The following is a 16134-nucleotide window of genomic DNA, read 5'->3' on the forward strand; positions in this document are numbered from 1 at the left end:
ACTGTAATTTGAAAAGAGTCAACATAGTTAAAAGGAGAAAAATTATTTTATTCTGCCTTCTTCATCAGTCACACTTGTTTTTCTTTCTCTTGATGCCTTAATAGCATTACTTCCTAAACTATAGTTTAGGCTTATTCTAAAAATTCTGCTCTCTTGTTTCTGGCTTAGATTGTAACTTAAAGTTGATAGTGCACTGCTAATTCTTGCTATTCTACTGTTTAAAACATCGTTAATGGCAAATTTTAAATTCAATCTTTTATTGATTAAAGATTTTTTTAAACCAAAGTCGATTCCATAATAAGGTTTAATTGCGTAGGTTCCATAGATTTGAGCTGAAACAAATTCTCCGGAAAGTTCTGCTGAAGTTGAGGGTGTAATGGTAAAGCTATGGTTTGTATTTATTGCTAAATTTATCTTTTTCCTATTATAGTCAATTCCACCTAAATTGGCGGATATAATTTGGTTATACGTAGTTGTAAACGTATTATCCATATTCCAGAATTTGGTTATAGGTGTTGGATAGCCAATTGTTAAATCGTAAGATAGTTGTTTATCTAAGTTTAAAACTGTTTGATAAAGCGTTTTTTGATCATCATTAGGAAGTAAAACATCCAGAATTAAACTATTAGTAACACTATAACCAAAAGAAACATTAAGTTCTTTTTTGTAGTTATACGAGAGCTGAAAAGCATTAGTGTATTGTGGGTTTAGAAATGGATTTCCCTGACTAAAGGTGTATAGATCGACAAAATAAATAAACGGATTTAGTGATTTATAATCAGGCCTGTCTATACGTCTGCTGTAAGAAAAACCTAATTGATTATTTTCTGATAAATCTTGATTGACCGAAAAACTGGGGAAAAAGTCGAAGTAACTTCTCTTTACAATCTTTTGTTCGTTTATGGAATTACCTTTCGAATTAGTTTGTTCAACTCTTAAGCCAACCTCAATGCTCGTTGTTTTAAATTTTTTCTTAAGATTAGTGTAAGCTGCGTTTATATTTTCATCGTAAATAAAATGATTGCTTCTTGCTAAATCATTTTGCCATTTTGCATCAATTAAATTTTCAAATCTAAAATCATTATCTGTACTTACCCAACTACTTTTTAACCCCAATTCAAATTTAGTATTGGCATTTATTGGTAGCGAATAATCAATTTTTGCTGCCTTAATTTTTATTAACGATGGTGTTAAATTCCTAAAAGTTAATGGTGCTTTATATTGGTTACCGTTAATATCTGAAAAATTATTATTATAAACGGTGTTTTCCTCGCTAAGATATTCCGCATAGTCTAAATCTGCAGAGAACTCTTGTCCAAGTGTATCAATAATAGATTTGTAATTAATATTGTATGCTTGGTTTCGGTATTTGTTAGATGTAGGATTGTTGGCAACGATAGATGAATCAATTTTATTGAGACTCGTACCAATATCAATAACACCGTTAGAACTTTCGTGGCCACTATTAAAATAGCCCGAATAAATAAAACCAACTGTGTTTTTTTTATCGATAAAATAATCTAATCCTAATTTGTAATTGTTATTGTGGGATGAGCGAATCTGAGTATTGTATTGATGGAAATAGGTATTGATAATACCATCATTTGTAATTCGGTTAATGCTTAAATCTTCCTGATATTTATTGTTATTGTTTGCGAAATTACCAAATACATTAAAGTTTCTATTTCTGTGATTGATTGAAATACCTGAGTTGCTTTTAGGATTTTTTCCATAACCAAAACCGAGTTCTATATTGCCATTTGTGCCAAATTCTGCATTCTTTTTAAGCTTGATATTAATTATTCCGGCATTTCCTTCTGCATCATATTTTGATGATGGATTTGTAATTAACTCAATAGATTTAAGTTCACTACTGCTTAATGATTTCAGTCGTGTTGCCAACTGTTCGTTTGAAAGAAATGTGGATTTTCCATCAATTAAAATATTAACACCAGATTTTCCTCTTACACTGATGGCACCATCCTGATTAACCAAAACTCCTGGCATTTTCGACAAAACTTCGAGTGCAGTGTTACCAGTTGCAACAATACTATTTTCAACATTCATTATAATTTTATCTGCGAATCTTTCAATGAAGGGTTTTTTGCCCAAAATAGTAATGCTACCCAAATCATTTGTTACTTCTTCTATTTTGAAATTTTTTTCAATATATGGCTCATTGGCGGATATGTTTACTTTTTCAGAAATTGGTTTGAAGCCAGCTGCATTTACAGAAATAAAATAACTTCCATAAGGTAAATTTTCAAAACTAAATTTTCTTTGATTATCTAAGGAAATACTTTTAGTAAACATTGCGTCTGCTAAATTCTTAAGATCAATATTTGCTGTAATAGGTTTTGTTTTTTCAGATATTAAAATACCTGAAATTTTACCGTTTTTATCTTGAGCTATAATTTCAGGCATGTAAGAAATAAATAGAAGTATGAACAATGGAGCGATTTGTTTCATCTTAATTTGATAACCTTATAATTTGTATTTTCCTTATCTAAAGAAGAATATTACTAAACTAAGGCATTAGGATAATTATAAAGCGTATTTTAACAATGTTTAACCTAATTCACTAATTGCTGCTGTATGAATTTTCTCCCGCAGATTATAAGAATACTCGCAGATTTTAGATTAAATTTAAACGGGTAAAACCAAAAAGTCGCAACGTTTTGTTGCGACTTTTTTTTATTTAAAACAAGTTTGTGTTTATTAGAATTTTCCCTAAACCCTAAACCCTAAACCCTAAACCCTAAACCCTAAACCCTAAACCCTAAACCCTAAACCCTAAACCCTAAACCCTAAAACTATCCTAATTTCTCTAGCTCTTCTTTTACAAAAGCTGCAAGCTCTTTTACATAATCTTCACTAAAATCGAACTTAATGCCTGCCGTTTCGTAAATTTCATTCATTGGTTTGGTATAACCCAACGAAAGCGCCGCAAGGTATTGTTCTAAAGCTTTCTGTGGATTTTCTTTATAGTTTTTCCAAACTGCTATGGCGCCTAATTGTGCAATCGCGTATTCGATATAATAGAATGGAACTTCGAATAAATGCAGTTGTTTTTGCCAAACATTACCAAATTCTTTTTCTAAATCTGTCCAATCTGCAAAACCTGCCCCAAAGCGGTTATAGATTTGCTTAAAAGTTTCTTCTCTATCAGCAGCAATATGATCTGGATTTGTGTAAACCCAGTGCTGAAACTGATCGATAACGGCAACCCATGGTAATGTTTTTAAAACATCGGCTAGCTGTTCTTTTTTAGCACGATTTAAATCTTCAGCATTATCAAAATAAACATCCCAATTATCCATAGAAATTAATTCCATGCTCATAGAAGCTAGCTCTGCAACCTCCGAAGGGCAATGCTTGAAATCATTTAGTTCTAAATCAGCCGTTAAGAAAGTATGAATTGCGTGCCCACCTTCATGAACCATTGTGGTTAAATCGCGAAGCGAATTAGCAGAATTCATAAAAATAAATGGAGCACCAGTTTCTGCCAAAGGATAATTGTAGCCGCCCGGAGCTTTACCTTTTCTGCTTTCTACATCAAAAAGGTTGTTTGCTTTCATGGTTGCAAGCTTATTGCCTAATTTTTCATCAATAGCATTAAAACAAGCTATACTTTTATCAATCAGCTCATTTCCATTATTGAAAGGTTTTAAGGCCGGTTTGCCACTAATGCTTACTTCTAAATCCCACGGTTTTAAAGTTTCTAAAGCCAAAGCTTCGCGTCTTTTTTCCGCTTGTTCTTTTAAAATCGGAACAATTTCTTTTTCAATTGCATTGGCGAAATCATAACAATCCTGCGGGGTATAATCAAAACGACCTAATGCCTGGAACATGTAATCGCGATAGTTTTCAAAACCTGCATTAAGCGCAACCTGATTACGAAGTTTTATCAGCTCATCAAATAAAATATTTAAATCGTCTTTATCTACAAGTCTTCTTTGCTGAATGGTTTTCCATGCATTTTCACGTACTTCACGGTTTAAATCTTTAACAAAAATAGATGCCTGTTCGAGCGTGTATTCCTGCCCGTTAATTTCAACACTCATGGCACCGGTAATACCCTGATATTTTTGTTGCTTAACCTGTAATTCGGTAAAAAGTTCAATATTTTCATCACGATATAATTCTAAAGCCTTTTTTATCGCTCTGCTATATACGTAGTATTTCTCTTTATCCAGCTCATCCATATAAGGGCTATCGCTGAATTTTTTATTCAATTCGTTAGATAATGGAGAAATTTTAGGTTCAATCTCTGTTGCGAAATATTGAAAATTCTTAACCAGTTCTTCGTTGGCGGTGTCGCAACTCATTTTTATATATCGCCATGCGAAATCTTCTTCTAAAGCTGCTTCAATTTCAGATCTGTCTTTAAGCCACTGTTCTAATTCTGAAGCACTATTTAGCTCACGATTTTGTAATTCGGTGAAAATTGGTTCTAAACTTTCCCAAGTGATGTTTAGTTCCTGTGGTATATATTTTCGAGGTTTTTTATTTATAATCATCGGTATTAATTATTGAATTGAGAATTATTAAATTTTGAATGAATGATTGAATGAATTTGTCTATCGCTTTAAGATTGCTTCGTGCCTCGCAATGACGATGCCGTAAATTTATTAATTCATTCAAAATTCACTCATTCTTTCATTACTTATTACTTCGTTCTTATGTAGGCATCAATTAAAAAGCATATTGCAAATACAACCGAGGCATAACCATTTAATGTTTGAAAAGCACGATTTACCTTACTAATGTCGTTAGGTTTTACCAATAGATGCTGGTAAATAAGCATCGAACAGAAAAATGCGATTCCTACATAATAAACCCAACTAAATGAAGTAAAAAACACCGGCAAAATTACACAAACAGCAGAAAGTACATGCAGTAGAACTGATACATTAAGCGCATTTTTTATGCCAAGAGCAGACGGAATTGAATGTAACTTTTCAGCTCTGTCGAAATCTTCATCCTGTAAAGCATAAATAATATCAAAACCACTAACCCAAAAAAGAACGGTAAAAGAATACAAAACGGGTACAATTGCAAACTCACCTGTAACAGCAATGTAAGCGCCAATTGGTGCGAGTGCTAAACCTAAGCCTAATACCAAATGGCAAAGTGCCGTAAATCTTTTGGTATAACTGTAAAACAATACCACAAACAGTGCTACCGGCGACAAATAAAGGCAAAGGGGATTAATGAAATAAGTTGTTACTGCAAATAACACACAGTTGGCGATTACAAAAATCAAAGCCTCTCTGGCAGATACCTTTCCTGCCGGAATATCACGCATTTTGGTACGTGGGTTTTTAGCATCGATGTTTCTATCCAGATATCGGTTAAATGCCATTGCCGAATTACGGGCAAAAACCATACATAGTAAAACTAAGATAAGTTTGTACCACGAAAATGGATTATCAGTTGTGGTTACGCCTAAAAAAAAACCAATCATTGCGAAAGGCAAAGCAAAAACTGAGTGTGCAAATAATACGAGTGAAAAGTATTTTTTCATTAAGAACAGGGTTAACTGTTTAGATTATTAAGTTGTTAAAATGGTTAATTGCTCAATTGATAATTGCTAAATTGGTTATTGTTTAATTACACAATCGCTAACCAATGAACCAATGCCTAATGAACCATTGAATTAATTAATTAAAACCGCTTATAATCAGTTGGTACAACAAAATCTTTATTTACTTCCGTGATGAAATTTAATACATCATCTTTTCCATTTCCTTTTTCGGCTGATGTAATAAATGTTGCAGGAATTTCCTCAAAAAAATCACCAAGCTTTTTCTTAAAGGCGGCAACATTTTTTTGAGTGATGGTCATGCCTTGTTTATCAGCCTTTGTAAAAATTAGGGAGAATGGAATTTGTTTTTCGCCCAACCAATAACAAAATTCAATATCAATTTGTTGCGGTTCCAATCTGCTGTCAATTAATACAAAAACACATTGTAAGCTTTCTCTTTTGGTAATGTAAGCACGGATAAATTTTTCCCATTTCTCTCGGCTTGTTTTAGAAACTTTAGCATAACCATAGCCAGGTAAATCTACAATATACCAGTTTTCATTTATTAAGAAATGGTTTATCAGCTGTGTTTTACCTGGGCGTTGTGATGTTTTTGCCAATCCATGATGGTTAACCAACATATTAATTAATGAAGATTTACCCACATTCGAACGCCCTATAAAAGCATATTCGGGCATTAGCGGAGCCGGCAAGGCCGAAATTTGGGTATTGCTGCAAACAAAAGTTGCGGTTTTAATAATCATATAGCAAAGGTAGGCTTTTGAGTCGTAAGTCGGAAGACCCAAGTCGGTAGTTCAAACTTATTAATGCTTTAAGAATGTAAATTTTGAGATTAGACTTCCAACTCCTGACTTCTGACTCCAGACTTTTTCCCTATCTTTGCTACATATCATGAATCAGAATATAACTCCATATCAGGCAGCAGATGCAACTAAAAAAGAACAGGTTGCAACCATGTTTAATAATATTTCAGGTACTTACGATTTTTTAAATCATTTCCTATCCTTAGGTATTGATGTTTTATGGCGAAAAAAGGCAATTAAAGAACTCGTGTCTTTGCATCCAAGAATTATGCTTGATGTTGCAACCGGAACCGGCGACTTTGCTTTTGAAGCAATTAAAAAACTTCAGCCAGAAAAGGTTATTGGTGTAGATATATCTGAAGGTATGTTAAGTGTTGCCAAAAAGAAAATTAATGAGCGTAGTTTAACTGAGGTGTTTTCTGTTCAGGTTGGCGATTCGGAAGGTTTGCATTTTAATGATGATACTTTTGATGCCATTACCTGTGCCTATGGTGTACGTAACTTTGAAAACCTGGAGCAAGGATTATCTGATATGTTTAGGGTTTTAAAACCTGGCGGCAAAATGGTGGTCTTAGAGTTTTCAAAGCCACGCGTTTTCCCTGTAAAGCAATTGTACAATTTTTATTTTAAACACATCACACCTTTCTTCGGAAAACTGTTTTCAAAAGATCATCGTGCTTATAGCTATTTGCCAGAATCTGTATCGGCATTTCCAGATGGTAATGATTTTACCGGTTTAATGGAAAAAGTAGGTTTCAAAAGTACCAAACAATCAATTTTAACGTTTGGAATAAGTTCTATTTACACCGGTACTAAATGATAAAAAAAGTAAGTTTAATCATCTCCTTCTTTTTGATAACCTTTACTGCCTTTGCCCAAAATTGGGGTGGAGGTGTGGATGATGAAGATTTACATTTTGGCTTTAGCTTTCAATATATCTCTGCAGAATATAAAATTTTAAAAAAGGCAAACTGGCGTGATATTTATTATGATCCTGCAGATAATACTAAACAGCTAACCACACCAATGACAGCTATTTCCAGTCCACCTCAGGTAGGATTTGGTTTGGGCTTTGTGGTAAATAAAAGAATCTCCGAAAACTTTGATTTGCGTTCTACACCTTCATTAATTTTTAGCGATAGAATTATAAAATATGAATACGAACCTGGGCCAGCCGTTGCTGAGGATGTAAACTCATCGATTACACCGCCGGCATTTCAAACGGTTATCGAAAAAAAGGTTCAGGCTACAATGTTCGAAATTCCTTTAACGTTAAAAATTAAATCAAACCGTTTAAATAATTTTAGAGCATATTGGATAGGCGGTGCAAAATATTCAATGGATATCGCCTCGAAAAAGAAAACTTTTGACGAAGGTGAAATTCCTTTAAATAAGCTGTTGAAAAATAAAAGGAACTATTTATCTTATGAAACTGGCATCGGCTTCGACTTATATTTCGAATATTTCAAAATGTCGCCCGAGATAAAAGTTTCATATTCTATAAACGATTTGCTACAACATGATAACACTGCTTTTGCAAATCCATTAGATAAAACCAAGTTACGCCATTTTACATTCAGCTTGTTTTTTGAATAGTTAGGCAAACCAAAAAAACTTACCTTTGTTGCCATAGTTTAAGTAACACTAAGTACGTTGCTTTTTCAAAATTCATTAAAAAATGTCTAAAATAGCTTTAATTACGGGCGCAACTTCTGGCATTGGCGAAGCTTCTGCACATATTTTTGCGCAAAATGGTTACAACCTAATTTTGGTGGCTCGTCGTGAAGAGCGTTTGAAGAAAATTGCACATCATCTTGAAGATAAATATGCAATTACCGTTCAGCAAATTGTTGCCGATGTTCGCGATAAAAACAACATAACAACTTTGTTTGAAGCATTACCTGCAGACTGGAAAAATGTTGATGTTTTAATAAATAACGCAGGCTTAAGTCAGGGGTTAGAACCCATTGATAAAGGTAATACTGACGATTGGGATACCATGATGGATACCAATGTTAAAGGTTTATTATATGTTACCAGAGTTGTTTCTAACTGGATGATACCAAATCAATCGGGTCATATCGTTAATATAGGCTCCATCGCCGGACTTGAAGTTTATCCAAATGGAAACGTTTATTGTGCCAGTAAGCATGCTGTAGATGCCTTAACAAAGGCAATGCGTATCGATTTATTGCCTCATAAAATTAAAGTAACATCAATAAATCCGGGTGCAGTTGAAACAGAATTTTCTGTAGTTAGGTTTAAGGGAGATGCAGACAGAGCTAAAAAGGTTTACGAAAACTTTGAGCCTTTAATTGCTGATGACATTGCCGATGCCATTTGGTATGCAGTAAGCCGACCAAAGCATGTAAACATTAACGATATGCTGGTAATGCCAACCGCACAAGCTACCGGAACGATAATAAACAGACAATAAATTTGCAGCTTCGGGTTGCCGGTTAATGGTTATGTGATTGGGCATTAAATTTTTAATCCCGACAACATGTAAATTATAACAGATAACAATAATATGATATCAAATACAATAGATCAAGAAATAAAAAAAGCCATGCTGGCTAAAAATGATGCACAATTAAGAGGTTTAAGAGCCATAAAAGCCGCTTTGCTTTTAGCTAAAACCGAAAAAGGTGCGTCAGAAGAAATTACAGAAGAAACAGAACTGAAAATACTTCAGAAACTGATTAAGCAACGTCGTGAATCGGCAGATATTTATAAGCAGCAAAATAGAGAAGATTTATATAAAGTAGAGGAAGAGGAGATAGAAGTTATCAATCAATTTCTTCCAAAACAATTGGATAGGGCAGAAGTTGCAACCATCATAGAAGATGTTATCAAACAATCTGGTGCTACATCAGTTAAAGATATGGGCAAGGTAATGGGTTTAGCAAACAAGGCACTTGCCGGCAAAGCCGATGGTAAATTAATTGCTGAATTGGTTAAAGAGAAGTTGAACGCATAAAGTTAAGATTCGTTAGTGAAAAAGCTGGATGTTAACTGTAGGCAGTAGAAAGTTGTATGTATTACCTAACAAACAAGCATCAGAAAGCAGTAAACTAAATTAAAAACGACGATATGGGTATAAAGCGAACTGTTTTTATACCGTTTTTAATTTTATTTCAGAAAAATGCGGTGTAAATGCCAAAATTTGAATTTACTCTACTAACTTAGTAACACAATACCATCAAATTAATATATGAACTACCAGGTAATAGAAGAAGAAGGATTTAAATACATAGAAGCCGGAAAGGGTGAAACATTGGTGTTGCTGCATGGTTTGATGGGCGAATTAAGCAATTGGGAGCCTGTTTTAGATCGTTTTAAAGATAGATACCACGTTGTTGTGCCTATTCTTCCGATTTATGAATTGCCAATTTTAACTTTAGGTGTTAAAGCTTTATCAAGATATCTTCACCGTTTCTTAAAATTTAAAAATTTAAATCAGGTAGTGCTTATTGGTAATTCTTTAGGCGGTCACGTTGGTTTAGTTTTTACTGCCGCTCATCAAGAGTTTGTGAAAGCTTTAGTGTTAACAGGTAGTTCTGGCCTTTACGAAAATGCTTTTGGAGGTTCTTTCCCGAGAAGAGAAAGCTACGATTACATAAAAGAAAAAGTAGAATTCACTTTTTACGATCCGGCAACGGCTACGAAGGAGTTAGTTGATGATGTTTTCAAAACTGTTAACGATAGGTCGAGAGTAATTAGGATATTAACCATGGCTAAATCGGCGATACGCCACAACATGGCTAAAGAATTAACGAAAATAACCATACCGGTATCTTTAATTTGGGGAAAAAATGATAAAGTTACTCCACCAGAGGTGGCAGAAGAATTTCATCAGCTATTACCAAACTCAGAATTAAATTGGGTTGATAAATGCGGACATGCCCCAATGATGGAGCATCCTGAAGTATTTAATACATATTTACAAAAATTTTTAGATAGGATATTATTGAAGTAATGTTTGCCGAAGAAATCATATCGAATGCTATACTTCCATTAAAAACTGAAGATACAGTGCAGAAGGCTTTAAACCGCATGAATGAGTTTAAGCTTAAACATTTGCCTGTGGTTAACGATAATCAGTTTTTAGGCTTGCTTGCAGAAGATGATTTGCTTGAACTGAGAGATGCTTCAACCTTAATAAAGGATGCATCTTTTGATTTATTAAATGCTTTCGTTTCTACGAATGCACATACGTACGATGTAATTAAACTACTGAGTACACTAAAACTTACATCTATCCCGGTTTTAGACGCTCAAAGAAACTATATTGGTTTAATTTCTATAACAAAAATAGTTGATGCAGTTGCCGAGATTTATGCAGTTGCTGAACCTGGCGGTATTATTGTCCTCGAAATTAGCAACAGAGACAACTCTCTGGCACACATTGCCCAAATTGTGGAAGCCGATAATGCTCAGATTTTATCATCGTACGTAAATTCCTTTGAAAATTCTACAAGGTTAGAAGTTACTTTAAAAGTTAACAAAACAGAAATTACTTCATTGGTCGCTTCTTTCGAAAGATATGATTACCAGGTAAAAGAAGTTTATAATAATACACAAGTTGATGATGGTTCTCAAGAACGTTATGATTCTTTCATGAACTATTTAAACGTTTAATTTTATGAGAATTGCAATTTATGGCAGGGACTTTAATGATACCGTTTTGCCTTATGTTCAGGAGGTTTTTAACCATTTAAAAAGTCATAATATTCAGCCGGTTCTTCATCATAAATTCAAAAACTCGCTTCACGGTAAAATTAAATTACCAGCTAATACCGTCATTTTTCATAACCATAAAGAACTGAAAGAGCATGCAGATGTTTTATTAAGTTTGGGGGGAGATGGAACCTTATTAGATACGCTTTCGCTCATACGCAACTCAGGCATTCCGGTTATTGGTATCAACTTTGGCAGGTTGGGTTTTTTAGCAAGTATCAATAAAACAGAAATAGAATCGGCGCTAACGGCATTAATAAACGGCGAATACACATTGGATGAGCGTTCTCTTTTGCGTTTAGAATCTGAGAATGGCTTATTTGGTGAAGAGAACTTTGCTTTAAACGACATCACCATCCACCGTAGGGATAATTCGGCAATGATGATTATCCATGCAAAAATGAATAATGAATATATTAATTCATATTGGGCAGATGGATTAATCATAGCAACGCCAACTGGTTCTACGGCATATTCACTAAGCTGCGGTGGCCCCATTATTTATCCCGATTCAAGAAATTTTGTGGTTACACCGATTGCTCCGCATAACCTTAATGTAAGACCTGTGGTTTTGCCTGATAGTAGTTCTTTATCATTTGAAGTAGAAGCAAGAGAATCGAAATTTTTAGTTTCTTGTGATAGCAGGACAGTCACTGTTGAGCGTTCGGTAAAAATATCGATTAAAAAAGCTGATTTTTGCGTTAATCTTATCCGACTTAACAATGAAACTTATTTAAACACGTTAAGGAATAAATTATTATGGGGCATTGATACCCGTAACTATTAAGTATGACGCTGAACCGACTACCCTTTATCATCCTATTCACAATTATAACTCAATTTGCAAAGGCACAGTATTTTGCCACTTGGGAAGTTGGCGTGCAGGCAGGAGGCGCTGGTTACATGGGCGATCTGAATCAAAACAACCCGCTCCAGCTAAGTGGTTTCAATGGCGGGCTATTTGTAAAACGTAATTTTAATGCATATTTAGGTGTTAGAGCGATGTATACTTATGGCCGTATCGGCGCCAGTGATGCTAATTCCAGCAACCAACAATTTGTAGAACGTAATTTAAAATTTAATACAACTTTAAACGAGGGCGCTGCAATAATCGATTTTAATTTCTTTGATTATGCTATAAATGGCGGAAACAGGAGATTTACGCCTTATTTATTTGCCGGTGCCGGTTTTGTAAATTTTAAACCAAGCGTTAAATATAACGGCGAAAAATATAGGTTGGATTATATCAATACAGAAAATCTGCCAAACGGATATAGAAACACGGTATTAACTATTCCTTATGGTGGCGGCATAAAATACAATTATAAAGATACCTGGAGCATATTTACAGAGATTGGTTATCGAACTGCGTTTACCGATTATCTGGATGATGTTAGCGGCGTTTATCCATCTGAACAGGTTTATGTAGGCAATCCACCGCTCAATTTAAGTGATCCATCAATCACTCAAATAGGTGCACCGGGTACACAAAGAGGAGATTTTAGAAAAAGGGACACTTATCTATTTGTTAGTGTTGGCATATCTTTTACCTTTGTATCCTCAAAATGCTATTCCTTTTAAGCTGATTTTGACATAATTAATGGGATTTAAAGAACAAATAGATTATAATCGCCTGCCAAAACACATCGCCGTAATCATGGATGGTAACGGTCGTTGGGCAAAAGGCCAGGGTAAAATGCGGGTTTTCGGTCACGAGCAAGGTGTATTATCTGTAAAAGATATTGTAGAAGGTTGCGTAGAAGTTGGTATCGAATACTTAACACTTTATGCTTTTTCTACAGAAAACTGGAGCCGCCCGAAAGAGGAGGTTGATGCTTTAATGCAAATTCTTATCTCTACGATAAATAAGGAAACCGAAACCTTAAACAAAAATAACGTAAAGTTAAATGCCATCGGTAACATCGAATCACTTCCGCAAGAATGTATAAATGATTTGAAAGAGGCGATGGATAAAACGGCTCACAACGAAAAATGTACTTTAACGCTTGCATTAAGTTACAGCTCCAAATGGGAGATTGTTAATGCGGCAAAGAAAATTGCTGTAGCGGTTAAAGATGGCGAGCTTGATATTAATGATATTAATGAAGATCTTTTCTCATCACAATTAACAACTGTATCTATCCCTGATCCGGAATTGATGATAAGAACCAGCGGCGAACATCGCATAAGCAATTACCTGCTTTGGCAAATGGCCTACACAGAGTTTTATTTCACTGATGTTTTATGGCCCGATTTCAGAAGAGAAAATCTTTTTGAGGCGATAGTTGACTATCAAAAACGCGAACGTCGTTTCGGTAAAATTAGCGAACAATTAAACTAATTTTTCTTTTAACACTTTTTAACAAGGGTTTAAACTAACTTAGCCCCACTTTTATACGATAAATGTAACCACGCAAAAGGCATAAAAAGTAAAGCAATTTTGCTAAGCAAAACATTGTTACCTTCGTGGCCATTACTGAACAAATTATTTTAATGAAAAGAATATTTCAAGTTTTACTCCTGTTATGTTTAGCCGCTCCGGCCTTTGCCCAAATTCGTCCGCAAACCCAGGCTCCTGTAACCCCTACTTTAAAAGTTGGTAACCTGGATTTAGATTACTTTAGTCCAAAGGAGTTTATTATTGGAGGTACAAAAATTACCGGAACCGAATATTTGGATAAAGAAGTGCTAATTACACTTTCTAAATTAACCAAAGGTGATAAAATAGTTTTACCAGGTGAGGCAACGGCTGATGCAATTAAAACGCTTTGGGCCCAAGGTTTGTTTGATGATGTAAAATTAAATATCGAAAAGTTTGTTCAGGATTCTGTTTTCTTCGAAATTGAAGTAGTAGAACGCCCTCGTTTAAGCTCTATTGAATTAAAAGGTGTTCGTAAATCTGAAAAAACTGCAATTCAGGAAAAATTAAATGATAAAACGGGTAAAATTGTAAACGATAACTTATACAATACTACCTCAGCAATTGCTAAAAAGTATTTATTGGATAAGGGTTATTTCTTTACTAAAATAGATTATACAACACGTAAAGACCCAAATACTGAAAATAGCGTAATACTTGTGGCCAATATTGATAAAGGTAGCAGGGTTAAAGTGCAGCATATAGATTTTACCGGCAACAAAGATTTTAAAGCAGCTAAGCTTAGAAAATATTTGAAAAACCCTAAGCAATTTGCCTGGTGGCGTTTTTGGGGTTCGGGTAAATTCAGTAAAGAAAAATACGAAGAGAATAAAGTGAAAATGATAGCCAAATTGCACGAAAAAGGCTATCGCGATGCTGAACTTTTAAAGGATAGCATTTATCAGTACAACAATAAAAAGGTAAATATTAAAATGGATATTTACGAAGGTAAAAAATACTATTTTGGTAATGTAACCTGGGCTGGTAATGCAATTTACACAACCGATGTTTTAAACAGAGTACTTTCAATTACCAAAGGTGATGTATTTAGCGAAGATAAATTAGATAAAAAAATTAATGGTGGCGGTGAAAACGGTGGAGATATTAACAGCTTATACACCGATAACGGTTATTTAACTTTCAACATAGACCCGGTTCAAACTAAAATTTACAATGATACTGTTGATGTTGAAATGCGTATTTATGAAGGTCCGCAGTACACCAACAATCGTATAACTTTAAAAGGAAATACCATTACTAATGATAAGGTTGTTTTACGTGAAATTCGTACCAAGCCCGGACAAAAATTTAGTAAAAGTGATTTAATTCGTACCGTACGTGAAATTGGTCAGCTAGGAAACTTTGATGAACAAAAAACAGTTCCAACACCTCGTCCTAACCCTGCTGATGGTACAGTAGATATTGAATATGCAGTAGAAGAAAAACCTTCAGATCAGATTGAGTTATCAGGTGGTTTTGGTGGTGGCCGTATCATTGGTACTTTAGGTTTAACCTTTAATAACTTTTCATTAAGAAATTTATTTAACTTAAAAGCTTACAAACCTCTACCAAAGGGCGATGGCCAAAAATTAAGTTTACGTGGACAAACCAATGGTAAGTTTTATCAATCGTACAGCTTCTCATTCTCTCAACCATGGTTCGGTGGCGAGAAACCTGTTAGTTTTGGTGTAAGTGCATTTACTTCATTGCAATCTAGCGGTATCGGAGATTCGAGTAATCCTAACTACTTTAAAATTCGTTTAAATGGTGTTACGGTAAGTTTGGGTAGAAGATTAAACTGGCCAGATAACTATTTCCAGTTAAGTCATGCGGTAAGTTTGCAACAATACGTTCTTCAAAATTATCCTGGATTTTTATTTAGCACTGGTACTTCTTACAACTTAAACTTATCGCAAGAGATAAGCCGAGATTCAAGAGATTCGCCAATCTTTCCCATGTCTGGTTCATTTATCCGTTTTACAGTTCAGGCTACACCGCCATATTCTTTATTTAATGGCGTTAACTATGCTACAGCATCTGATAAAACAAAATACAGATTTACTGAATACCATAAGTGGAAGTTTGATTCACAATGGTATCAGCGTGTAGGTGGTCAGTTTGTAATTAAAGCACAGGCACAATTTGGTTTCTTAGGTCAATATACTGCGGCAACTGGTCAATCGGCATTTGAGCGTTTCAAATTAGGTGGCGATGGTATGCAAGGTTTCGACTTTTTACAAGGTTCAGAATTAATCGCGATGCGTGGTTATGCAAATAATACAGTTATCCCGGTAGGTTCAAATCCAAGTATTGCGCAATCGTCTGGTAGCCCGATTTACACTAAATATGTATTAGAAGCACGTTACCCGGTAATTAAAAGCCAGCAAGCAACAGCCTTTGTTTTAGCATTTGCAGAAGGTGGTAATACCTGGAACAGATTTAGCGATTTTAATCCGTTTAACATCAGAAGGTCAGTTGGTGTTGGCGCTCGTATATTCTTACCTATTTTCGGTTTGTTAGGTATTGATTATGGTTATGGCTTTGATAATATCCCAGGTTTACCTTCATCAAACAAAGGCCAGTTCCACTTTAGTATCGCACAACAATTAGGTGGATTTTAATTG

At 34.6% G+C, this 16134-nt stretch carries 14 protein-coding genes; 10 read left to right on the forward strand and 4 right to left on the reverse strand.

The features are described from left to right. Window positions 1-42 precede the first annotated feature (42 nt). The 4 genes from LUA90_RS17570 to yihA all read right to left on the reverse strand — a co-directional run bounded on the left by LUA90_RS17570 (window position 43) and on the right by yihA (window position 6291). Window positions 43-2469: an outer membrane beta-barrel family protein gene (locus LUA90_RS17570; RefSeq protein ID WP_231491909.1), complete on the reverse strand. Its 2427-nt coding sequence runs from the start codon at window positions 2467-2469 to the stop codon at window positions 43-45. A gap of 344 nt (window positions 2470-2813) precedes the next feature. Further along, window positions 2814-4520 carry a M3 family oligoendopeptidase gene (locus LUA90_RS17575; protein WP_231491911.1) on the reverse strand — a complete coding sequence of 569 codons (1707 nt, stop codon included), beginning with the start codon at window positions 4518-4520 and terminating at the stop codon, window positions 2814-2816. 149 nt (window positions 4521-4669) lie between these two features. Next, a complete protein-coding gene (locus tag LUA90_RS17580; RefSeq protein ID WP_231463234.1) occupies window positions 4670-5527 on the reverse strand; it encodes a UbiA-like polyprenyltransferase in 858 nt (285 codons plus the stop codon). Window positions 5528-5667: 140 nt separating this feature from the next. Further along, a complete protein-coding gene (gene yihA / locus LUA90_RS17585) occupies window positions 5668-6291 on the reverse strand; it encodes a ribosome biogenesis GTP-binding protein YihA/YsxC (RefSeq protein ID WP_231463232.1) in 624 nt (207 codons plus the stop codon). A 148-nt stretch (window positions 6292-6439) separates the two neighbouring features. Here yihA and ubiE point away from each other — a divergent pair, with 148 nt between their 5' ends. The 10 genes from ubiE (at window position 6440) to bamA (ending at window position 16131) form a co-directional block, all read left to right on the forward strand. Next, on the forward strand, window positions 6440-7171 hold the full coding sequence (ubiE, locus tag LUA90_RS17590; protein ID WP_231491912.1) for a bifunctional demethylmenaquinone methyltransferase/2-methoxy-6-polyprenyl-1,4-benzoquinol methylase UbiE: 732 nt from the start codon (window positions 6440-6442) through the stop codon (window positions 7169-7171). Further along, window positions 7168-7947 carry an outer membrane beta-barrel protein gene (locus LUA90_RS17595; protein ID WP_231463228.1) on the forward strand — a complete coding sequence of 260 codons (780 nt, stop codon included), beginning with the start codon at window positions 7168-7170 and terminating at the stop codon, window positions 7945-7947. The genes ubiE and LUA90_RS17595 overlap by 4 nt, the downstream gene beginning before the upstream one ends. Before the next feature lie 82 nt (window positions 7948-8029). Further along, a complete protein-coding gene (locus LUA90_RS17600) occupies window positions 8030-8788 on the forward strand; it encodes an SDR family NAD(P)-dependent oxidoreductase (protein ID WP_231463226.1) in 759 nt (252 codons plus the stop codon). Between the two features lie 93 nt (window positions 8789-8881). Continuing rightward, on the forward strand, window positions 8882-9331 hold the full coding sequence (locus LUA90_RS17605; protein ID WP_231463224.1) for a GatB/YqeY domain-containing protein: 450 nt from the start codon (window positions 8882-8884) through the stop codon (window positions 9329-9331). A gap of 234 nt (window positions 9332-9565) precedes the next feature. Then, window positions 9566-10330 carry an alpha/beta fold hydrolase gene (locus LUA90_RS17610; protein ID WP_231463222.1) on the forward strand — a complete coding sequence of 255 codons (765 nt, stop codon included), beginning with the start codon at window positions 9566-9568 and terminating at the stop codon, window positions 10328-10330. Beyond that, complete coding sequence (locus LUA90_RS17615) at window positions 10330-10992, forward strand: CBS domain-containing protein (protein ID WP_231463220.1); 663 nt, start codon at window positions 10330-10332, stop codon at window positions 10990-10992. Before LUA90_RS17610 ends, LUA90_RS17615 begins: the two co-directional genes overlap by 1 nt. A gap of 4 nt (window positions 10993-10996) precedes the next feature. Beyond that, window positions 10997-11878 carry an NAD kinase gene (locus LUA90_RS17620; protein ID WP_231463217.1) on the forward strand — a complete coding sequence of 294 codons (882 nt, stop codon included), beginning with the start codon at window positions 10997-10999 and terminating at the stop codon, window positions 11876-11878. 2 nt (window positions 11879-11880) lie between these two features. Continuing rightward, complete coding sequence (locus LUA90_RS17625) at window positions 11881-12672, forward strand: DUF6089 family protein (RefSeq protein ID WP_231491914.1); 792 nt, start codon at window positions 11881-11883, stop codon at window positions 12670-12672. Between the two features lie 19 nt (window positions 12673-12691). Then, entirely contained in the window at window positions 12692-13432 is a 741-nt protein-coding gene (locus LUA90_RS17630; protein ID WP_231463213.1) for an isoprenyl transferase, read from the forward strand. Window positions 13433-13584: 152 nt separating this feature from the next. Further along, window positions 13585-16131, forward strand: coding sequence for an outer membrane protein assembly factor BamA (gene bamA, locus LUA90_RS17635; protein ID WP_231463211.1), 2547 nt, complete (start codon window positions 13585-13587; stop codon window positions 16129-16131). Window positions 16132-16134 lie beyond the last annotated feature (3 nt).

Source organism: Pedobacter sp. Leaf170 (assembly GCF_920984665.1).
Taxonomy (GTDB): Bacteria; Bacteroidota; Bacteroidia; order Sphingobacteriales; family Sphingobacteriaceae; genus Pedobacter.